The sequence below is a fragment of the Pseudomonas sp. HTZ2 genome, from assembly GCF_033173945.1.
Lineage (GTDB): Bacteria > Pseudomonadota > Gammaproteobacteria > Pseudomonadales > Pseudomonadaceae > Aquipseudomonas > Aquipseudomonas guariconensis.
On sequence record NZ_CP137332.1, the window covers coordinates 1,131,999 to 1,152,415 of the forward strand.

Annotated in this window: 19 protein-coding genes and 3 pseudogenes; 9 read left to right on the top strand and 13 right to left on the bottom strand. The window is 57.8% G+C overall.

The annotated features are described in order from the left end of the window. Nucleotides 1–49: 49 nt before the first annotated feature. Nucleotides 50–394, bottom strand: a complete 345-nt coding sequence (locus R6G97_RS05365; protein ID WP_012052640.1) for a helix-turn-helix domain-containing protein — start codon at nucleotides 392–394, stop codon at nucleotides 50–52. A 142-nt stretch (nucleotides 395–536) separates the two neighbouring features. On the opposite strand from R6G97_RS05365, the gene R6G97_RS05370 reads away from it, so the two are divergent. Next, entirely contained in the window at nucleotides 537–764 is a 228-nt protein-coding gene (locus R6G97_RS05370; protein ID WP_014861283.1) for a hypothetical protein, read from the top strand. A gap of 94 nt (nucleotides 765–858) precedes the next feature. Here R6G97_RS05370 and R6G97_RS05375 read toward each other — a convergent pair whose 3' ends face one another. The 10 genes and pseudogenes from R6G97_RS05375 to R6G97_RS05420 all read right to left on the bottom strand — a co-directional run bounded on the left by R6G97_RS05375 (nucleotide 859) and on the right by R6G97_RS05420 (nucleotide 8,919). Then, a complete protein-coding gene (locus R6G97_RS05375; protein ID WP_012052638.1) occupies nucleotides 859–1,287 on the bottom strand; it encodes a single-stranded DNA-binding protein in 429 nt (142 codons plus the stop codon). Between the two features lie 5 nt (nucleotides 1,288–1,292). Beyond that, nucleotides 1,293–1,787, bottom strand: coding sequence for a DUF3158 family protein (locus tag R6G97_RS05380; RefSeq protein ID WP_012052637.1), 495 nt, complete (start codon nucleotides 1,785–1,787; stop codon nucleotides 1,293–1,295). Beyond that, nucleotides 1,784–2,539, bottom strand: coding sequence for a PFL_4669 family integrating conjugative element protein (locus R6G97_RS05385; protein WP_012052636.1), 756 nt, complete (start codon nucleotides 2,537–2,539; stop codon nucleotides 1,784–1,786). Before R6G97_RS05385 ends, R6G97_RS05380 begins: the two co-directional genes overlap by 4 nt. Nucleotides 2,540–2,690: 151 nt before the next feature. After that, on the bottom strand, nucleotides 2,691–3,908 hold the full coding sequence (locus tag R6G97_RS05390; RefSeq protein WP_012052635.1) for an STY4528 family pathogenicity island replication protein: 1,218 nt from the start codon (nucleotides 3,906–3,908) through the stop codon (nucleotides 2,691–2,693). After that, complete coding sequence (locus R6G97_RS05395) at nucleotides 3,902–4,453, bottom strand: DUF2857 domain-containing protein (protein WP_012052634.1); 552 nt, start codon at nucleotides 4,451–4,453, stop codon at nucleotides 3,902–3,904. The genes R6G97_RS05390 and R6G97_RS05395 overlap by 7 nt, the downstream gene beginning before the upstream one ends. Before the next feature lie 16 nt (nucleotides 4,454–4,469). Continuing rightward, nucleotides 4,470–6,008, bottom strand: coding sequence for a ParB family protein (locus R6G97_RS05400; protein ID WP_012052633.1), 1,539 nt, complete (start codon nucleotides 6,006–6,008; stop codon nucleotides 4,470–4,472). A 14-nt stretch (nucleotides 6,009–6,022) separates the two neighbouring features. Beyond that, nucleotides 6,023–6,901, bottom strand: coding sequence for a ParA family protein (locus tag R6G97_RS05405; protein ID WP_012052632.1), 879 nt, complete (start codon nucleotides 6,899–6,901; stop codon nucleotides 6,023–6,025). A 3-nt stretch (nucleotides 6,902–6,904) separates the two neighbouring features. Beyond that, nucleotides 6,905–7,120, bottom strand: a complete 216-nt coding sequence (locus R6G97_RS05410) for an AlpA family transcriptional regulator (RefSeq protein WP_012052631.1) — start codon at nucleotides 7,118–7,120, stop codon at nucleotides 6,905–6,907. 113 nt (nucleotides 7,121–7,233) lie between these two features. Beyond that, nucleotides 7,234–7,971, bottom strand: coding sequence for a hypothetical protein (locus R6G97_RS05415; RefSeq protein ID WP_012052630.1), 738 nt, complete (start codon nucleotides 7,969–7,971; stop codon nucleotides 7,234–7,236). A 766-nt stretch (nucleotides 7,972–8,737) separates the two neighbouring features. Continuing rightward, nucleotides 8,738–8,919 (bottom strand): annotated as a pseudogene (locus tag R6G97_RS05420) (hypothetical protein). Between the two features lie 131 nt (nucleotides 8,920–9,050). On the opposite strand from R6G97_RS05420, the pseudogene R6G97_RS05425 reads away from it, so the two are divergent. Continuing rightward, nucleotides 9,051–9,284: pseudogene (locus tag R6G97_RS05425) on the top strand (ankyrin repeat domain-containing protein); the annotation flags it as partial. Between the two features lie 216 nt (nucleotides 9,285–9,500). After that, on the top strand, nucleotides 9,501–10,112 hold the full coding sequence (locus tag R6G97_RS05430; protein ID WP_158491109.1) for a TetR/AcrR family transcriptional regulator: 612 nt from the start codon (nucleotides 9,501–9,503) through the stop codon (nucleotides 10,110–10,112). 367 nt (nucleotides 10,113–10,479) lie between these two features. On the opposite strand, the pseudogene R6G97_RS05435 reads toward R6G97_RS05430, so the two are convergent. Both R6G97_RS05435 and R6G97_RS05440 read right to left on the bottom strand, forming a co-directional pair. Continuing rightward, a pseudogene (locus tag R6G97_RS05435) lies at nucleotides 10,480–10,750 on the bottom strand (IS66 family transposase); the annotation flags it as partial. 273 nt (nucleotides 10,751–11,023) lie between these two features. Further along, nucleotides 11,024–11,686, bottom strand: coding sequence for a dienelactone hydrolase family protein (locus tag R6G97_RS05440; protein WP_012052625.1), 663 nt, complete (start codon nucleotides 11,684–11,686; stop codon nucleotides 11,024–11,026). A gap of 269 nt (nucleotides 11,687–11,955) precedes the next feature. Between R6G97_RS05440 and R6G97_RS05445 the strand changes: the two genes are divergently transcribed. The 6 genes from R6G97_RS05445 to prpE all read left to right on the top strand — a co-directional run bounded on the left by R6G97_RS05445 (nucleotide 11,956) and on the right by prpE (nucleotide 20,243). Beyond that, nucleotides 11,956–12,714 (top strand): SDR family NAD(P)-dependent oxidoreductase, encoded by a 759-nt coding sequence (locus R6G97_RS05445; RefSeq protein WP_012052624.1) that lies wholly within the window; start codon nucleotides 11,956–11,958, stop codon nucleotides 12,712–12,714. Nucleotides 12,715–12,764: 50 nt separating this feature from the next. Next, on the top strand, nucleotides 12,765–14,249 hold the full coding sequence (locus tag R6G97_RS05450) for an aldehyde dehydrogenase family protein (protein WP_012052623.1): 1,485 nt from the start codon (nucleotides 12,765–12,767) through the stop codon (nucleotides 14,247–14,249). 54 nt (nucleotides 14,250–14,303) lie between these two features. Further along, a complete protein-coding gene (locus R6G97_RS05455) occupies nucleotides 14,304–15,434 on the top strand; it encodes an alkane 1-monooxygenase (RefSeq protein WP_012052622.1) in 1,131 nt (376 codons plus the stop codon). A 343-nt stretch (nucleotides 15,435–15,777) separates the two neighbouring features. Beyond that, nucleotides 15,778–16,827, top strand: coding sequence for a 2Fe-2S iron-sulfur cluster-binding protein (locus R6G97_RS05460; protein ID WP_012052621.1), 1,050 nt, complete (start codon nucleotides 15,778–15,780; stop codon nucleotides 16,825–16,827). A gap of 36 nt (nucleotides 16,828–16,863) precedes the next feature. Beyond that, complete coding sequence (locus R6G97_RS05465) at nucleotides 16,864–18,246, top strand: OmpP1/FadL family transporter (RefSeq protein WP_012052620.1); 1,383 nt, start codon at nucleotides 16,864–16,866, stop codon at nucleotides 18,244–18,246. Nucleotides 18,247–18,293: 47 nt separating this feature from the next. Continuing rightward, a complete protein-coding gene (gene prpE / locus R6G97_RS05470) occupies nucleotides 18,294–20,243 on the top strand; it encodes a propionate--CoA ligase (protein WP_012052619.1) in 1,950 nt (649 codons plus the stop codon). The last annotated feature ends 174 nt before the right edge of the window (nucleotides 20,244–20,417 follow it).

Consider the following 20,417-nt stretch of genomic DNA (forward strand, 5'->3'; position numbering starts at 1 on the left):
GGCGCCAGGGTAAATCCGAAGGTGCCGGGTTCATATCGGCGGGCGGGTGTTACTTGCGCTGTGCGAGGTGGTTCGCCAGCGTTTTCAACGACTCCAGGGCGAACTGCTTATCCGCCTCATCGAGCTCCTTGATAATGGAGTTGATCTGCACGCCTAAGTCCTGCGGCCGAGGACTGATCGCGAGCAGCAGTTCATCGGCGGGGCAGCCGTACAAGTCGGCCAATTGCAGCAGCTTGGAAACCGAGAGTTCAACGAAGCCTCGCTCCAGGCGCGACACCGCTTCGCCAGAAATCTGCAGATGCTCGCCGACCTGTGTCTGGGTCAAGTGCCGGGCAAGGCGATACTTCGCCAACTGGCGACCAATGTGATGTGGGCTAGGCTCTTTCACGGGCAATGGGTGCGCTCTCCAATTCGACCTATATGGTCGAACAGCACCTCAAAGATATGAACGACTCAGAAGGTTGACTAACAAACTTACGAGGCGTATCACCGAGAATAAGATGGATGACTCGACCGTCACCACGGAGGCAACAAACTTGCACGGAACCCACCAGAGTGAGGTAGATGCGTTAGCGATCAAGGCCTATGAGCTGTTCATGGCCACCCATCTGGAACCGGACAAGGAGCAGGCTCGCGCCCGGCTGATTGCCTGGGTTCAGGAGAGTCCGCTGCACTGGCGGGCATTCCTTGCCCTGGACCAGTACTTGGCGGAAGTGAAGCAAATGCTGGAAAGTGAGCGGCGTAAGAGCGCCCGGCGAGAGTAAATCAAACGACAGTAGCCAATGTTGCCCGCTGAGCTGACTTTATGGTTCCAGTGATATCGCGCTGCGGGCGGCAATTCCACTGAGTACCACCCACTTACCCGGACTTGCGTGGCGCTTTCTTGCCTCCCCCCTTGCGCGATGAGCTGGCGTTGTCGCTGGCTTTCTCGCGCATGGTCACCGAGGCCAGGCGGTGCGGCAGAATACCGATGCGCCGCGCCTCCACCTTGAACGTCACGCGCGCGTTGTCCTCGCTGTCCTCCCATTCCTCCTTGACCGTGCGCCCCTCGACCAGGACGCGCATGCCTTTCTGGTACAGCGTGGCCCAGTGTTCGGCGTCGCGGTTCCAGAGCTCGACGGGCGCCCAGTAGCCGCCGCGATCTTCGTAGCCGCCTTCCCGTGGTACCGGGTTGTCGAAGTAGACATTCAGCCGCAGCAGGCGCCGCGGCTCATCCGGGTTGGTGTTGAACTCCTGATACTCCGGAACGCTGCCGATGTTGCCTTCACCAACAAACAAAGTACTCATGCGGGTTACTCCTCGGTGGGGGAACGGGTTAGGGCGAGCTCGGCGGCCTCGAGCTTGCTGGCACCGGTGATGGCCTGGCGATACAGCGACTGCAGGCTGCTCATCTGCAGGTTCAGCACCACGCGGTTGGTCTCCAGCTGATACAACGCCTGCCGCAGCTCCGGGTGCAGCCGCGGCTGAATCACCGCCTCCTGCCACACCTGCACGCCCATGCGCTGAAAGTCCGGGCTGCGCCAGCGCAGGAAATCAGTGCCCGTCGCGCTGTGCTGGACGACCAGTCGCAGGTCCAGCAACGAGAAGGGTGGCTGGGCCATGATCGCCAGCATCACCGCCATCAACTCGGCGACCTGTGCACGCAGGCGCAGGATCGTCTCGGCGAACTGCTGCAGCTCCCCCTTACCCTTAAAAGGCTTTAAAAGGCCTTTTAGGGAGGCACCTTGTGCGAACTCGCGATAGGCATCGGCTGACAAACGCCGGGCAATGGCTTCGGCCAGGGTCATGCCTCACCCCCGTCGTTCGAGGTGTCAGCCGTGGGCTGTTCCTCGGCTTCGGCCGGATTCGGGCCTTCGATCTCGGCGTGCGCGTTACTGCGGGCGATTGGCGGGGCGAACTGGGAGCGGCGCGTACCTTCGAGAATGTCCTGCGGCAGGGTGCCGAACTTGTCGATGGCTTCGCGGGCACGGGCGTTGTTGGCGGCCATGTCGTCGCGGCTCACCCCGGCCAGGCGGTAACGCTGCGCCAGGCCAAACAGGCTGCGCAGCAGATGCGCGCCGCCATCGATCCAGGACTCCATGTCGCCCCGGCCGATCAGCGCCGTATGGTGGGCAAGCAGCACCCGCCTGACCAGGGTGTCGTAGTCGGTGAGTAGGTAGATCGCGAGAAAGCCCAGCTGGCTGCCGATGAACAGCGGCAGGGTGACGGGGTGGATGTTCAGGTTGTCGCCGACATCGACTTGCGTGGGCAGAGCCCGTTCCACTCGGCTCATTTGCTGCGTCAGCGTGGCCATATCTAACCTGGCCTGCAGCAGCTTTTCCTCCAGTTGCAGCATGAACCAGTCCGCATATGGATCACCCTGGCTGCTGGCGTGCTTGAGCAGGTTGGTGACGCTGATGTAACCGGGCATGCCCAGGATCGGGTGCACACCGTCGCGACCGCTGCGCCCCTGCCACAGCCGTGCCGCATGGTGGGTGTGCAGGGTTAGGGTGATGCTGCTGCGCAGGGAGCCCAGGTTGAGTTGGTAGTGATCGACCATCGCCAGTACCTCGCCGTCGGAATGACGCCGACGATGGGCCGATCCTTGGCTGGCGATGCGGATCTACCTGAAGATGGATTGCTCGCATTTTCCCGAGAGTGGATCCCCCTGGAAACGATGGCATCGACATTAGATCCACCGAGTTCCAGCCCTATGTAGCCGTAGTGATCCCTCGGCAGCGTTGTTTCAATTCCTCCAGGCAGGAGAGGGCAAGTGGCGACGCGGTGCGCTGACCGCTGCGCTTGGATCGCTCGCGGGGCGGATCTTCCGACGCAGGCTTGGCTGTGCGTGAAGGATGGGTTGAAGATTTTTCATCCTCGGTACGCGCGGCCCAGAGGGTGAACTCGCCCTGGCAGGCGCGCTTGATCAATCCCATCAAATACGCGACGGGTTTTCGGATCTCACCGCGGGCGCAGCGAACCGCCGCTTCATTGATCACCGCTTGTTGCTGTTCCGGCTCGAGCTGACGCATCGCCTGGGAGGCCATGCGCCGCTCGTTCGGGTTCAGCGGTAAATCCTCAGGCCACCGTGCTCGACCAAACTCCACCTGACCCAGTACCGTACTTTTTTTGCTTTTGTCTTTCTGTACTGTACGGCCAGCGTCGGTATTCCGAACCACAGGCAAATCCGGTGCATTGCCGCAGGGTTCGGGATCTGTTGCGCCAGCCGGAGAATTCCGAACGAGGTCGACTGCGCCAGGTTCGGAATTCTGTGGGTCTGCTTCTGCGCCCATCAGCGGCAGCGTTTGCTGTTGGGCTGGCGGCAGCGAGCCGAGCCTGTCCTTGTCGAGCTGGGCCACCTGCGGGTCGGCCTGGATCTCGGCGATCACATGCTGCGCCACGTCACGGACGCCTTTGGTGGCATGGGAGAGGTTTTGTTGCAGCAGCGCCGCGTAGCCGCTGTCCAGTTCCAACTGCTCGGCTGCGGTCAACGGATCGCCGTGCAGCACATAGACGCAACCACGCAGGCAGCCGTTGGCATCGCGTGAGCGCTCCACCAAACTGAGCCAGCGGGTGGTGCGCAGGACATTGAGCGCCCGGGCGATGGTTTCCCGCGAGGCCTGGCTACCGCAGGGACTGGTCGCCAGGTAGGGCTGCAGGTCCTGGTAGCGTGGCGTCTTGACCTTACGTTCGGTGATCAGCCAGCGCAGCACTTGCCAAGTGTTGCGTTCCAGTGGCGTCAGCCGGCGATCCAGCAGCAAGGTCTGCGGCAGCGGGTTGTTGTCGCCGTAGTAGATCGTCCGCACCGCGGGCTCCTGGGTGGGGACAACCAGTTTGCCGTTCGCCGCGTACCACTCATTTCGGCGCCGAAGGGCGTCGTAGCACTGACGCACCACGTCCTGCCAGTCGACCTCGTAAAAGCTCAGCATGGTGTGCCTCCGTACAGTTCGACCTGTTGCCAGACCAGGGTCAGACTGATGTGTTGCTCCTCGGCCAGCATCATCATGGTGTCCAGCGGATCGTTGTCCGGATCCTCTGTGCGCAGCTGGCTCCAGCGATTCCACACGGCATGCTCCTGCGCTTCACTGAGTTGGACCGGCCGACCGCGGTGCGTCTCGATCTTCAGCACACGGCGGCGCAACGCTGTCTCCGAATGGTCCAGGCCGAAGCAGCGGTACATGATGTTGGAGCTCGCGCCCAACTTGAGCGCCCGGTTGATCAACCGCTCGTTCTGTTCGTCGCGCTCGGCCTGAACGATCAGACGGCGCAACACGGTGATGTCGACCTTCACTTCGACCCAGGCGATCGAAGAGTGCGCCAGGTGAGACAAGGTGGTCGGCGGCAGCGACTGCAGCACCTCAATGTCTTCATCGGCCAGGCCCAAGGCTTTGCAGCGCTGTAACCTGCCATGGCGCAGCTCATGCAGCACCTGGTTCAACATGGCATGGTTCAACAGATTGAAAGTCGTGCTCATGAGGTGGTTCCTCACGTTATCGAGTGGACGACAGCGTCAGTTCGATCAACTGACGGGCGTGGCGGATCAGCGTGAACAGCTGCTCCAGCTGGGCATCAGGAAGGCGTTCAAGGCCCACCGTCAGGGCTGGGCGGTCGGTGAAGGGCAGGTCGTAGACGCCGATCAGCAGCTGACCAAACAGGGCAGCCGGCAACTGCTGGCGTTCCTTCCAGCTCACGTCGTCCTGCAGGCGCAGAACGGCGGAGAGCAGTAGCTGGATACCGGTGTGCCGCGGGCTAATGTGCTCGCCATGATCCGGTGTAAGCGTGAAACCCAAGTCGTCTGCGAGCGGGTTGATCATGCCGCTGGCGTCTGCGTAAGCGGCGAGGTCGGCAGCCAGCGCGGCGCAGCTCGCGCGCAAGTCGCTGATATCGTCCAGTAACTCGGGGCGTGAGGGTGGCGCGCCGACCGGGCTCGGAGCATCCTCGAGCTTTTCCACGGGCTTATCTGGCAATGGTTCGTTACCCAGCGCCTGGCGTATATCGGGCAAGCGTGGAGCTTGCGGTGGCAGGAGCGTTCCATCAGCGTGCTCGGGCTCGGGGTTGGACACCCCGGTCGACGTCTCAGGTGGATGTTCCGGTAATGACGAAGGTACAGGAGGCTCGGCAGCTGGATTGTTTGAAGGAGCATGCATACTGTCCGCTGGAGGCAATGAGGGACGTTGCTCCTGGTGCAGCTCCAGCGTCAACAGACGAGGTGTTTGCCTCAGGCTCACCGCCATTTTGGCAATCAATTCGTCCTGCAGCTCACTCGAATCCAGATCCGCTTTTTCACCGTCGAACGCTGACAGAACCTCGAACCACAACAGCGGGAACTGCTCGGGAGCACCGAAGTACCGGTTCCAAATCGACTCCGCCCGCCGCCGCAGACTAATGAGACGCACGATGGCAGATTTGCCCAGCCCGGCGTACAGCATCTGCGGGATGGCAGGAAGCAGGTGCTCGAGCGTGTCGAACATGCGGCTGATGTGTGACTGCGAGATGGGATAGCCACCCTCACTCAAGCGCGTCGCGAGCTCGCGCTGGGTGAGATGGGTATGCGCGTACTGGAACATTTCCTGGAGTTTCGCCACGGCCAGAGCCCGCTCGATAAACGTCAACTGGCCATGCAAATCACTCTCGGCCAAATGCCCGAGCAAGGCATGTGACTCCGACTGCCAAGGGCGGAACAGGCAATGGATACGGAAGAACCGCTCTTCGCGCGTTTCCTGCCACAGCTCACCGAGGATGCTCAGACGGGTGTTACCGCCGTTACGGATGATGAAATGCGATTCATCGGGCCTGCGGGTGATGGCGGGCGGCTGATCCAGACCGCGCTCGCGGATCGAGGCCTTTATGTCGCCATACAGCGGGTTGCGCACCACTCGCGGGTTAAGCTCGTAGGGCCGCAGTTGCTCAAGGCTGACCACCATCGGTGTGTCGCCGGCGGGGGCTGCTGCGAGGTCGCGGCCATGTTTCTGCGGAAAGTGCGCCTGCTGCAGTCGACGCGTGATGTCTTCGGAGGTTGGCGGCTTCATCACTCTCCCTCCGCTCAGCCGCGACGAATTAGTTGGTGTTCGGCAGCACCCGAGAGCCGAGACGTAGGCGTGGGGAGAGCACCAAGCTGCTCGGCCCATTGTGGTAACAGCTCTATGGCCAAGCCGCACATGACCTCAGCGGCGCAAGGGCTGCGACTGCCGGGCGGAGAGGTTGCCTCCACGCGGTGCACAGGCAGGCCGAGCGAGGCGGCATTGGGATACGCCACACGGTCGGGGATTACCGTGTTGCAGACACTGACATGCGGATCAGACTGAAAAGAGGCTTGCAGGCTTTGCATGATCAGGCGCGTATCGCGGCGATTGGTGTTGACCTGGTTAAGCAGCAGCTTCACCGATGGCAGGGCTACGCCTAGGTAGCGATAGGGTTCCAGCTCTTCGAACAGGCTCAACGTGCCCCGGCGCAGCTCGCGCGCGACGAGCATTTCCGGCGGCACCGGGCACAGCGCGCAAGCGGAGGCGAGGATGACCATCTCCACGACCACGCTGCGTGCGCCCTGGGTGTCGATGATCAGCACATCGTAGTGATCCTCGAAGGCGGGCAGCAGGTTGCGCAGGCGCAGACGGCCATCGGCGGCGTGCAGCAGCAGGGTGCTGATGTGCCCGGCGCGGTCGTTGGAGACGATCAGATCGAGGTGCTGGATGACGGTTGTAGAGACCACCTGCTCGGGCTCCGTGAGCCGATGCGCGATCAGTTCATAGCTGCCGGCCTCACGGGACTCGCACAAGGCGTAATAGCTGGACAGCGTCGGTTGGCTGTCCAGGTCCAGCAACAGGACGCGAAGGCCGGCATCGGCGAGCACACCGCCCAGATTGGCGGCGACGGTAGTCTTGCCCGCGCCGCCCTTGGTCGAAATCAACGAGAGGACGTCCATGACTTAGTCCCCCGTGGACAGTCGGTCCTGGACCCACTGTTCAATCTCCAGTGAATCCCAGCCAACGGCGCGTGTGCCGATGCGTCGGCATTGTGGGAACTGGCCGGCTTTCATCAGGTTGTAGATGTGCGAGCGCTTGAAGCCGGTTTTCTGCTCCACTTCATCGCGGCGCATGATGTGGCGGTCGGTGGGCAGAGGGGTAGCGGTGGTTGCTTGCATGATGTCACTCCGTAGCGCCGAGTGGCGCGTGGTGGGATGTGACAGTTAGTGAAGGTCGAGAGAGGGTGAAAAACATTGTCAGGCAATGCCGGGCATTGCCTGACAATGCGGCGTCAGCCCCGTTCTACCAGGGCTATAAGACGGCGTGCGTCGGCAAATCGCCGATCAATGGTACTTTTGCTCAGGCCATCCACCCCAGGAAATCGCAGCAGAATGGCTTGGACCAGAGCAGCCTGGCTGGGATAGATCGATTGCATCTTGCCGTACTGGTCTTTTCCGAGCGTGGTCGCGAGCATTGCGCCGATCAACTTGTCGTGCATGGCTTCAGAAGTCTCGGACGGAATGCCAAGTGAGTCGAGTCGCGCTTTCAGCTTGTCGTTGAGCGTGGAGAGGGCAGCCATTTCATCAGCGGCGACAGCATAGGTTTGCTGCAGTTGCTCAAGCGTATGCATGGCAAAGTCGAGCTCGGCTTGCTTGGCCAAATGCGCATCCAGGCTGACGCATTCTGAGTGATCCACGTTTTGCGAAAACAAAAAGGCTGGCTTCTGATCGGGGTGGTTGCGTACGAACCAGACCAGGAGATCGGCTCGCCGAATGGAGTAGTAAACTCGATTTACGTGGCTATCTGACGTAATCGGATGTCCTAAGTAAGTCGCAGGCAATTCGCCGCTGAGAATGGCATCGCAGATGCACTCGACGTGGTCGTGTAGATTTGGCCACTGCGGAAAATGCTTTCGCAGGCTGCCTGGCTGGGAGAGGTCTATCTGAAGAATTTCGTTTTCGTGCTCGGAAAGGCCACACCACAGTATCGCGGCGTCAATGGGATGGTAAGAGCTTCTTATCGAGATCATGGCACACAGCCTCCTGCTGCGTTCGTCCTGGAATCGCTGGCGAGGGCTGCTGTTTGGGGGGCCCTGTCGAGCGAGCCTGATTTCATTGGATCGTTTTACGATCCAATGGTGATGACCTGCAACCATTCGGTATGTTCAGTGCGGTTGTTTTGGGCGCGACAGGTTTTGCCGCTGAGAAATCTGGAATAATAACATTCCGCAATAAAATGTATTCAGATGTGTCTGGGGGCGAGGAAGTCTGAGAGATCAGTGAGGATTTGCAGCAACGTTGTTGCAACCATCGCGCTCAATGCAGTTCGATCATAGGGTCGGATAACCTGTGGCTTATCTGACCTAATGTAGTGTAGGGCAGGCCGTGACGGTAAGCCCTCCTGAAACGGACGAGTTCGCGGGGCACCCTCAGTGTCAGGGCGCGATGATCAGTCGGCGGTTAGCGGATCTGCTTGGAACAGGGACGGACAATCATTAGCGCGCTGGCGCATTGTTCGATCAGTGATTGGTTCAGATGAACGGATGGCTCCTCGGGAAAACCCGTCTGCCGAGTTCATCAATGGGGCCTTCGAGAATGGCAACCCAGGGCGTTGAGCTGATTTCGTTCACAGCTTGAAACCGTGATTCTGCAATTTGAGGCAGATGCTCGATCTCTTCGGCGGGACAGTCAGAAGCCTGCGCCTCGTGGTACCGCTTCAACGCGTCCACAGCCTCGGTATACATGGGTGGTCAGGGTAAAGGACTGCCGTTTTGTGCGTCATTTAGTGACGGCGCCTCAGTGAATGGTCGACGGTGGCTTGCCGGCTTTGACAAGCTGGAAGTCAATGACGGCTTGGTAAAGCGAGTCCGCCAATAGGTGAAGACGTTCTACTTCATGCTCGGGCAAACCAGAAGCCTCAGCTCTCTCAGCGGCTCGCCAGCCTCGACCAATCCAATGAAGGTGCGTTTTACAACCACGATGCTCCGATCAGTTGATGACGCATTATAGGTCGCTAGAGCCAAGACTTGAGCAGATCGAGAATTTGTAACGGCCGCTATCGACCCTGGCTGTGTGAAAACGCCCTGAGTACATCGAATAGGAATTGATGTGGGTTAGCCTGATCCTTGCCGCCTATCATGGCCAGGGCTAGGCGGTGGAGCAACTGCTTACGGCGGGCGCCGATCCCTGCGCTCAGGACCAGCGGGGCAATACTGCGCTAATGGGGTAGAACTTCAAGGGCGAGCTGCGCATTGCCCGGCGCTTGCTCGATGCCTACTGCAACCCTGGCCAACGCAATGCCAGCGGCTTAGTGCGGAATTGGTATGCTGCTGTCCTGTCCAGACCGCTGCACTTGAGCGGGGAACAGGAAATTGATCTGCCGTTCGCGAAGCATGTTATCGATGTGACCTGATCGGCATCCTCATTATCAACGAGCAGGTCTTGAGCATAAATTGAGCCAGTGCAGTATTGTAGTGCCTTGCTTGGCAGAGGGCTTTCAGGTCGAGGGTGTCAAGCAGACTTCAATCTCGACGACGATTAGTACAGAAAGATGGTGATCATGAGTCCAAAGAGAAGAACACAGGCAGAGCGCGCAATGGAGACCCAGGGCAAGTTGATTGCAGCGGCCCTGGGGGTTTTACGGGAAAAAGGTTACGCGGGATTCCGGATCGCAGATGTGCCCGGTGCTGCAGGTGTCTCGAGAGGAGCGCAGAGCCATCATTTCCCGACAAAGCTTGAGCTTCTGCTTGCCACTTTTGAATGGCTTTACGAACAGATCACCGAACGCAGTCGGGCTCGATTAGCGAAATTGAAGCCAGAGGATGACGTCATCCAGCAAATGCTGGACGACGCCGCCGAATTTTTCCTCGACGATGACTTCTCTATCAGCCTTGATTTGATTGTGGCTGCCGACCGGGATCCAGCGTTACGCGAGGGTATTCAGCGCACGGTAGAGAGGAATCGGTTTGTCGTCGAGGATATGTGGCTTGGTGTTCTGGTGAGCCGTGGTCTTTCGCGTGATGATGCAGAAGATATCCTTTGGTTGATATTCAATTCGGTGCGTGGGCTTGCTGTTCGTAGCCTATGGCAGAAGGACAAAGAACGCTTTGAGCGTGTCAGGAACTCGACACTCGAAATTGCGCGAGAGCGGTACGCGAAATTCAAGCGCTAGCAGCTTTGTTGAAATGTCTAGTGTGGCAGCGCGAGGTTTACGATATCAGTTCCAGCTAACGAGAACTCTCGATTGCCATGCACGGAGCCGATATCACCCAGTGGAAGCACTGCTTAGTATCATCTCAGACTATTCGTGCCAGCGGGTAATCCGCTCGCTGATGAAGCGGATGAGTGGCCTGTTTGATACGTGTCATGCAGACGAGTGGCACTCTCTGGAAGCAGCCCGAGACTGGCCTCTTTCTCCGGTCAGCGCACGTGATCGAGGCGGGCATGCAAATCCTGATGTTCTTTTTGGCTATCGCTATGGTCTAAAGAGAACATGGTGCGTTCCGCAAAGGCGCCCAACTGATCTCTTCTCCTGAGAGCTCAGCCGGGGCTGTCGGCGGGTTGAACGCCCTCAGCTCGGCTTCAATGGCGGCGATGTTGGTGTCGATCAGGTCTTTCAGCAAGCGGCCTAGGGCAAGGCTCAGCTGTTTGCTGCGCTTGGCAAACTTGTGACGCTTGAGCAGCGCGATCTCGTGTGGCAGCTGTTCGTTGACCGCTTCGATGCGCTGGATCTTCTTGCCCATCGTATCGACCTGCTGGCCCTTGCGACATCAACAGCGCGGCTAGTGTCCGCACTTGGTCAGGAGTCATCTGGTCGGGGGTAGGGCGAGGCAGTCATGCTGGTAATTGTGCCTGGGTGGGCAAGCAAAGGCGACGCATCGATGGGCTAATTGCAGGTGCTACAGCACTGTGATCGCGCTACCTGAATCCACGCGTTGACAGGGGAGACCCAGTACAAAGCCTGAGGTTGCTCGGCGCCCAGCTCCATTTCAGTTCCGTGCTGGAGCCCCGGCCAGATGAGGCCCCTTGGAGCAATCGCTGGGCAGCGAGCCATTACCCCGGCGGATACTCCAGATCAGCCGATCAGTGTGCTTTTCCACGGATGTGGGCTCGTAGAAACTCCAGTGATTTCCGTAACGCCAAATCTGCGCATTCGGATTGATGGCGCTGCGCATCGCTTACTCGGTAGAAACCACTCTCCACAGGGTAGGTCAGCACATTCAGATTCAGCACTTTTTCGCGGAGAAGGGACTCTCTACCAAGGGCATCGTTACTGGAATGGACGAGTATCGGAATGCTCGATTGCTCGCAGGGCCAAAAGACGTCGTGTACACCGCCATAAACGATACAGGGTGCTGATAGCGTTTGTGCTGCTCGCAGAGCTACAGCTCCGCCCCAGCCGTAGCCCACGATCGCCACATTTCCAGCGTGAGCTATCGCGTCGACGGTAGTCGCAACCAGTTCTGCGGCTGTCTCCAGACCGATCTCAGTTGCCAACCTGCTGCCTAGCAGGATGTCCTCTGGGGCGTAGCCGAGTTCGACCTCACGTTGGATTTTATCGAAAAGTGCGGGCACCACCGTCAGGTAGCCATCCTCGGCATATCGTTCGGCAATTTGACGCATGTCGCCGTTGACGCCGAAGAATTCGTGGACCAGAACCACGCCACCTACGGGCTTGTCGTCAGGCTCGGCAGACCATCCATTCATGGGGCCGTGGGGAGTTACCATCGTAATCCAGTGACTCATCGGAACCTCGCTCTCTTGACTATTACGGTTTCGTTGATGAATCGCAGACCATCGCGGCGGTTCATCGTCCGGGTTGCTCTACCTTCCGGTTGTCTACTACCTAGCACACGGAGTGGGTCTCGTGCCTCGCAGGGACGGTACCTCCGTCCTCCAAAAAAAATCATTGACTCAGGAGTTTTTCAGCCGGATGATCGCGACAAGAAAGAAACAAACCAACCTGTCTGTATTATCTCCACAGCAGGGTACAAAAACAATCAAAGGAGACTGCCATGAGACTGAAAGACAAAGTCGCAATCGTGACTGGTGCGGCAACCGGGATTGGCAACGCTATCGTGCGCTCTTACCTTGCTGAGGGTGCGAAGGTGGTCATTGCTGATGTGAAAGGTGCTGAGGCAGCCGCGGCGGAACTGGGTGAAGACCTAGCGTTGGGTGTCTTTGCCGACGTTTCGGATCCTGATAGCACCAAGCAGATGGCAAAGGCAGCACTGGATCGCTTCGGCAAGATCGACGTGCTCGTCAACAATGCCGGTATCTTCACCGGTCTCAACTATGTCCCGATGGAATCGATCTCGGTTGCGGATTGGGACAAGCTCTACAGTGTCAATGTCAAGGGGCCCTGGCTGTGCGCCAGTGCGGTGTCGGCCGCGATGCGCGAGGGTGGTGGTGGCAAGATCATCAACATCGCCTCAGTAATCGCTCACATCGGAGCGCCCTTCATGTTGCACTACGTTTCCAGCAAGGGCGCTGTTGCGGCGATGACACGTGCCATGGCGCGCGAATTTGCGACGACCAAGGCAGGGATCAGCGTCAACTCCATCTCTCCCGGCTACACCCATTCGGAAAATGCGCTCGCAAACGCTCAGCAGCATGAGCAGTTCGAGGGCGTTTCTGCGTCCATGCGGGCAATCGATCGACCGCAAGTGCCGGCAGATATTGCGGGAGTGGCGCTTTGGTTGGCTAGCGACGAAGCCTCCTACGTAAACGGGCAGAACATTGTGGTGGATGGCGGCATTTACATGAGCCTCTGAGCGTCATTCGCCACGACATTCATCCTTAGTTGTGATTTGGGAGTCAGCTTATGAGCGCTAGCTCGAAATTCAATGTGGATCCGGCCGGGTTCCGCAATCGTAATCTTATCGGCGGGCAGTGGAAGGGCTCGATTTCCGGCGAGACCATTACTGTCGAAAATCCCGCTACCGAGGAAATCATCGCCCATATTCCGCAGGGCCGACACGAAGATATCGACGAAGCGGTACGGGTCGCGCGCGCTACATTCGAGTCGCCAGCCTGGCGGAAAATTCGTCCGATCGATCGTGGTCGGATCCTGGAGAACGTCGCACGCAAGATTGAAGAGCATGCTGACGAATTGGCGTATCTGGAGTCACTGGATACCGGCAAGGCCTTGACGTTCGCCAAGGCCATCGACCTGCCTTCGACAATCGACGTCTTCCGCTATATGGGTGGTTGGTGTTCCAAACTTGGAGGGACGACCCCTCCAATTTCATTCGATGGGCGTGAATACCACACCTATACCCGACGTGAGCCGATTGGTGTAGTTGGTGCCATTACGCCTTGGAACTACCCGCTTGCGCTGGGCTCGTGGAAGATCGCTTCGGCGCTGGCTGCCGGCTGCACCATGGTGCTGAAGCCCACAGAACTCACGCCTCTGAGCACTCTCCGGCTTGCAGAGCTGTGCCTTGAGGCGGGGCTGCCAGAAGGCGCGCTCAACATCGTCAATGGTCATGGGCACGAAGCGGGCGAAGCGTTGGCGCGTCATCCGGGGGTCGACAAGATCACCTTCACAGGCTCGACAGTAGTTGGCAAGAAGATTGTCGAGTACGCGCTGGGCAATATGAAGCGTGTCACCCTTGAGCTTGGCGGCAAATCGCCGAGCATCGTATTTGCCGACGCGGATCTGGACCAAGTCGGTCTGGGGGCTGCACTCGCAGTCTTCTTCAACTCGGGACAGATCTGTTTCGCCGCCAGTCGGCTGTTCGTCCAGGACAGCGTGTATGACCAAGTGGTCGAAGCTGTGGCGGCGGCGGCGGCACAGTTCAAGGTCGGCAATGGCTTGGATCCGGACACTCTGTTGGGGCCGTTGGTGTCTCGCAAACAGCAAGAGCGGGTGATGGGCTATGTGCAGTCTGGGATAGAGCAGGGCGCAAGGCTGGTCTGTGGCGGGAAGTCAGTCGGAGAGAAAGGCTATTTCCTCCAGCCCACTGTTTTTGCCGACGCAGCCCCATCAATGCGGATCGCTCAAGAAGAGATTTTCGGGCCTGTAGTCAGTGTCATCCGATTTAAAGATGAAGCCGAGGCGATCCGGATGGCCAACGACACAGCTTATGGCTTGGCCGCCAATATTTGGACGCGGGACATCAAGAAGGCCCACCGGGTCGCGCACCGCTTGCAGGCGGGTTCGGTGTGGATCAACTGTCACGGTGTGATCGATCCAGCTGCACCATTTGGAGGATTCAAGCAGTCAGGCTGGGGGCGCGAGGTCTCGGAGGAAGGGCTGTCTGCCTATACAGAGACTAAGACGGTCTGCGCACTACTCGATGACTGAACGAAATCCTGCCCTCGCGTGCGAGGACGTCACGTCCGCTTAAGGAGACCGATCATGTGGGAATACATCAAGTACTACTTCGCACCCCTGGTACAAGTCTTTGCGATTCTGGGGTTCTATTGGGGTGGTCATTACACTTGGATTGCAATTGGGGCTTTTCCGGCCATTGCCATCCTTGACATGCTGCTGCCGCTCGATCTATCTGAGCGCCGAATGAAGAACCATTTCTGGGCTTACTTGCCGATCTGGGCTTCGACGCTGTTATTGCCGTTCATGTACTTCGGCTTCGCGTGGTCGGTAGCAAATAACGATCTGACCGGATTGCAAATGGCAGCCGGTGTGCTGGGGTTGGCATGGCTTTCGGTTGTGCCTGGCGTTCCTGCAACCCACGAGTTGTATCACTCGCGCGGGCGGTTGGCTCGCTTTGTTGGGCGCTATGGCCAGATCGTATTTCTCGATGTCATGCGCATGGAAGTGCACGTAGTCGGCCACCACCGCGACGTGGGGACGGCTGAGGACATTGATACTGCGGCACGCGGTATGAATCTGTACAGATTCGTCGTTCGTGCAGTGGTGGAGTCCGTCCGCTGGGAGCTGAAGCTGGATGCAGACAATCTGGAGAAACGCGGTTACGGTCGCTATTCGATCCGTCACTCGGTCTGGCGCGCGCTGCTGGCCATTGTAGTGTTCCTGGGGTGCATCTATGCCATTGGCGGTGGGATGGCGGTGGGTCTTTGTTCGATCTCGATGATCATCGCTCGTTTTTGGGTTGAGGCATTCAACTACTACCAGCATTACGGCCAAGTCCGTTTGGTCGGCATGCCCATCGAAAAGCGGCACGTCTGGAATCACTTTGGAACGCTCTCACGCTTGTATGCGTTTGAAATCACCAACCACGCAGACCACCATCTCAACTCCTACATCCCATATTACAAGCTGGTGCCGGATCGTGAGGCGATCATCATACCAAGCATCATCGCATGCTTCCTGTCGGGCTTCATTCCACCCCTTTGGTATCGAGCGATCATCAAACCTGCGCTCAAACGCTGGGACAACGAATATGCATCACCGGCCGAGCGGCGCCTTGCGCAGGAGCAGAATCGTGAGGCGGGATGGGATGATTGGTTCAATGATCAGGGAGGGCGTGGCAGTCAGCCTGATGGTCCTTCCTTGGCTCGCGGCTGATCACATGGAGTAAGTGTTGTCCCACGCTGGAAAATCCAGAAATGAGTGATTGGCCACAGCCCGTCGACTGTCTGATGTCCCATCTCTGTTGGTCTTGGAGGCTGACTCCTGGAGTGTCAGTCTCCGAGGTAGATGAGTTATCGGGATCGGTTGAGTGAACACTTGGCGCTGCGCGGTTGTGCAGTTTGCACCGAGTCGAGCACTGATCTTGGCGGAAAGCGCCCAAAGGGCGCCAACCTGGCATCGTTAATCGGCGTGGCACCGGCCTTGGCAGCCTCATGGGGGCTGTATAGGCACACCTTCTTCCGCCCAATTTGACTGATGTCTCTCTCGCGAGGTTTCAATGAGAAGTTTCTTTCAATCCATCTTCGGCAAGGCAGTGCAGAAACAACTGCGAATCCTGCCTCAGGACATAACGATCTCGCTTAATCCGGGGCAAACGCTGCTGGAGGCTGTGTTGGCCAATGGTATTGCCTATCCTCACGACTGTACGGTTGGTACCTGCGCCTCTTGCAAGACGCGCCTGAAGCAGGGGCGTGTTCGAGAGGCAACTCCGTTTGGTTACACCTTGTCAAAGGCTGAGCTGGATGCGGGCTACATTCTGGCCTGCCAAGCGTTTCCGCGTGATGAACTCACCGTAGTTGAGATTGACCCGCCGTCGGCCGATCAGCCGGCAACCGAGCAGTTCGCTGCCACTATTGTAGCGACGGAGCCGCTCACTCACGACATTCTCAAGGTAGTGATCCAGTCGGATCGACCAGTGCACTATCTGGCCGGCCAGTATGCGAACTTGCGTGTCCCGGGTTCCTCTCGCTTCCGCTCTTATTCATTCGCCAATGCACCGCAACGCAAGGGGCAGAGCACCCTTGAGTTCTATATCCGCAAGGTGCCAGGAGGCGAATTCACCGAAGCCTTGTTCCGTGGCGAGTTGGATGGTCGGCCACTGGAAATGGAGGCTCCCCAAGGTACCTTCCACTTGCATGGCGGTGATGCGCCGATGGTGTGTATCGCTGGAGGCAGTGGTTTGGCACCACTGATAAGTATCCTACAGCACGCGCGAGCAAATCGTATCAAGCGAGACTGTACGTTGTTGTTTGGCGCACGCACTCAGGATGATCTATATCAACTCGATATAATCAGCAATATCGCTGCCAACTGGCAAGGTGATTTTCGTTTTATTCCGGTGCTTTCGCATGAACAGGAATGCAGTAACTGGACCGGCGCACGTGGCCTTGTGACCGAGCATATTGCTGCTGATTTCTGCGAGGGGGCAGAGGGTTATCTCTGTGGACCTCCACCGATGATAGATGCCGCCATCTCTCGTCTTGCGGAGCAAGGCATACCGTTGGAAAGAGTCTTTTATGACAAGTTTACGGACGGCCGGAACTCCTAAAGGCTAATTGCAATATAATAAAATAAGGACTAGCTGATGAAAAAAACAATATACAGCTTAAGTGCCTGCGGCATTTTGACGTGCTTGTACTGTGGTATTGCGTCTGCAACAGATGCTTTCAACCTCGTCGGGGTTGGACCGGTTTCCCAAGGTATGGGGGGGATTGGTGCAGCCTTCAATATCGGGGCACAAGGTATGATGCTGAACCCGGCAACGCTTACTCAGATGCAAGAAGGTATGCATCTGGGGCTGGGAATGGACATCATTACTGCGGAATTGGAAGTCAAGAATACCGCTACCGGCGAAAAAGCCGACTCCCATAGTCGTGGGCGCAACAACGGGCCTTACGTGGCGCCTGAGCTTTCTTTGGTGTGGCGTGGTGAGCGATATGCGCTGGGAGTCGGTGCTTTTGCTTCCGATGGGGTTGGAACCCAGTTTGGAGACACCAGCTTTCTCTCGCGTACCACGACCAATAATCTTAATACAGGGCTGGAAAACTACTCCCGTCTGATAGTTTTGCGGATACCGTTCTCTGCGGCTTACCAGGTGAACGAGAAGTTGTCCGTCGGGGCATCGTTGGATGCTGTGTGGACGTCGGTGAACTTGGGACTCCTACTGGATACCACACAGATTGGTACATTGGTTGGACAAGGCCAGGTGTCCGGCTCATTGATGCCAGCGTTGCTGAGCGTGCCGGAGCTGTCGGCAGGTTATCTATCCGCGGACAATCACCGTGCCAGCGGTGGTGGCGTGGACTCCTGGGGCATAGGTGGCCGGCTTGGTCTGACCTATCAGTTGACCCCAAAAACACGGGTGGGGATTGTATACAACTTCAAGACCCATGTTGGAGACCTGTCTGGCAATGCCGATTTGACGGCAGTAAGCGCTGTCGCGGGTAATATCCCTCTCTCGGGTGAACTCAAGCTACATAACTTCGAGATGCCAGCATCTCTCGTTGCGGGCATCAGTCACGAATTCAGTGATCAGTTTGCTGTTGCGTTCGACTACAAGCGTGTCTACTGGAGCGATGTCATGGATGACATAGAAGTCAACTTCAAGCAGAAAGCCACGGGCGACACTATCAATCTGAAACTGCCTTTCAATTATCGGGACACCAACGTGTATTCGTTGGGAGCGCAATACCGCTACGGTGCGAACTGGGTGTTTCGAGCGGGCGTGCACTATGCCCAACTGGCCAACCCTTCAAGTGGTACAATGCCAATCATTCCTTCGACACCGACTACCAGTCTCTCGGGAGGCTTTTCATATGCCTTCAGCCCTGAGGATGTAGTCGATTTTTCTCTGGCCTACGGATTCAAGAAGAAAGTATCCAATGACAGCCTGCCGATCACCGACAAGCCCATCGAAGTATCGCATTCGCAGATAGTTACATCGATTTCCTATACCAAGAGTTTCTAGGTCGTAGCCATAGAAACTCTCTTCATTCATGTGAAGGAAAGAAGAATATGAGCTATTCGAGTGGATTGATCCGTCCGGACGGAGCAAAGAAGGAGGATCGCTATCTTAATCTCTATCGTCATTCCGTGGACGATCCTGAGAGTTTCTGGGCCGAACAAGCGCAGCGCATCCATTGGCACGTTCAGCCGCAGAGAATCCTTGAGGCGTCGAACCCACCCTTCCGACAATGGTTTGTTGGTGGTCAGACCAACCTCTGCTTCAACGCCCTCGATCGCCACTTGCCAGAGCGTGCCGAACAGTTGGCGTTGGTAGCTGTTTCCTCGGAAACAGGAGTTACCCAGGAGATCACCTATGCGCAGCTGTATCGGGAAGTTAATACCTTCGCCGCAGTACTCAAGCGACTCAACGTAGAAAAGGGTGACCGAGTCGTCATCTACATGCCGAACATGGCTGAGGCAGTTTTCGCCATGCTTGCTTGTGCGAGGATCGGGGCGATCCACTCCGTAGTCTTTGGCGGCTTCGCTGCGCGTAACTTATCGGCGCGCATCGACGACTCGCAGCCTAAGTTGCTGATTACTGCCGATGCAGGGATGCGCGGTGGCCGGGTCATTCCGTACAAACCACTGGTGGACCAAGCCTGTGCGGAGTCGGAGTCACCGCCACCCAAGGTGCTGATAGTGTCTCGTGGTTTGCAGCCAGAGCTGACCTGGGTACCGGGGCGTGACGAAGACTACGCGACTTTGCGCGCCGCTGTTGGTGATGCGCAGGTGTCAGTGGAGTGGCTGGAGTCGAACGATCCCAGCTACCTGCTTTACACATCGGGCACTACCGGAAAACCCAAGGGGGTACAACGCGATGTCGGTGGCTATGCGGTTGCCCTGGCGCTGTCAATGGAGACGGTTTTTGACGTTGCTCCTGGGCAGGTGATGTTCTCGACCTCGGATGTCGGTTGGGCGGTCGGGCATTCTTACAATGTCTATGGGCCGCTAATCGTCGGTGCGACTTCGTTGTTGTATGAGGGCTTGCCTACCCATCCGGATGCCGGCATCTGGTGGTCGCTATGTGAAAGGTATGCCGTGCGTACCATGTTTTCCTCACCGACGGCCGTCCGTGTGTTGAAGAGGTTCAATACCGACGCCATTGCTCGGCACGACTTGAATGCCTTGCGCTACCTCTTCCTGGCCGGGGAACCCCTGGACGAGCCGACAGCTAACTGGATCAGTCGGGCACTCGGCAAGCCAGTCATCGACAACTACTGGCAGACCGAGACTGGCTGGCCGGCGATTACCCTTCATCCTGGCTTGGAAATGAAACCTGTGAAGTTAGGCTCGGCTGGCCTGCCGAATTTGGGCTACAGGATCAAGGTGATTGATGAGCTCAGCGGGGCGCCTGTCGCGGCGCATCAAAAAGGCATGCTTGTCGTTGAGCCGCCGTTACCACCGGGCTTCATGACGACGATCTGGCGTGATGATGATCGCTTCTGTAGTAGCTACTTTGGGCACTTCAAGGAGCAGGTCTACAGCTCGCTTGATTGGGCGGTCCAGGATGAGGACGGTTACACCTACATTCTTGGGCGTACCGATGATGTCATCAACGTTGCTGGGCATCGTCTGGGGACTCGCGAAATCGAGGAGTCCGCTGCGGAAGCTTCCCGCGTTGCCGAGGCGGCAGTTATCGGTGTCCCCGACGAGATCAAGGGGCAGGTACCAGTTGCCTTTGTCACGCTCCGTAAGACTGCTTCCGATGAACTCCAGCGCCGAGAGGCTGCGGCAGAGATACGCCAGGCGGTAGAGAGCCGTCTGGGGGCGGTGGCGCGACCTGCTCGGGTGTATATCGTCAATCTCCTGCCGAAAACGCGTTCAGGCAAATTACTTCGTCGGTCATTGCAAGCCCTGGCGCTGCAGGCGGATCCAGGGGACTTGTCCACCCTTGACGACCCTAGTGCACTCGATGAGATTCGCCATGCCCTGAGACGTGGACCGGACGCGGGGAACTGAGAGGTACGGCTCTGCTAGCTCGAAATTAGTGAGGGATCCGGTTGTAAATCGCCGTCAAGCGGCAAGAAGGCCCTAGCAACTTGACAGGTGAATTCGAGGCGGATGATTTTTTTTGAAAACAAACAGACAATCTGGTCTGTTTGTATTATAAGTAAAAACACCCACGTACGTGGG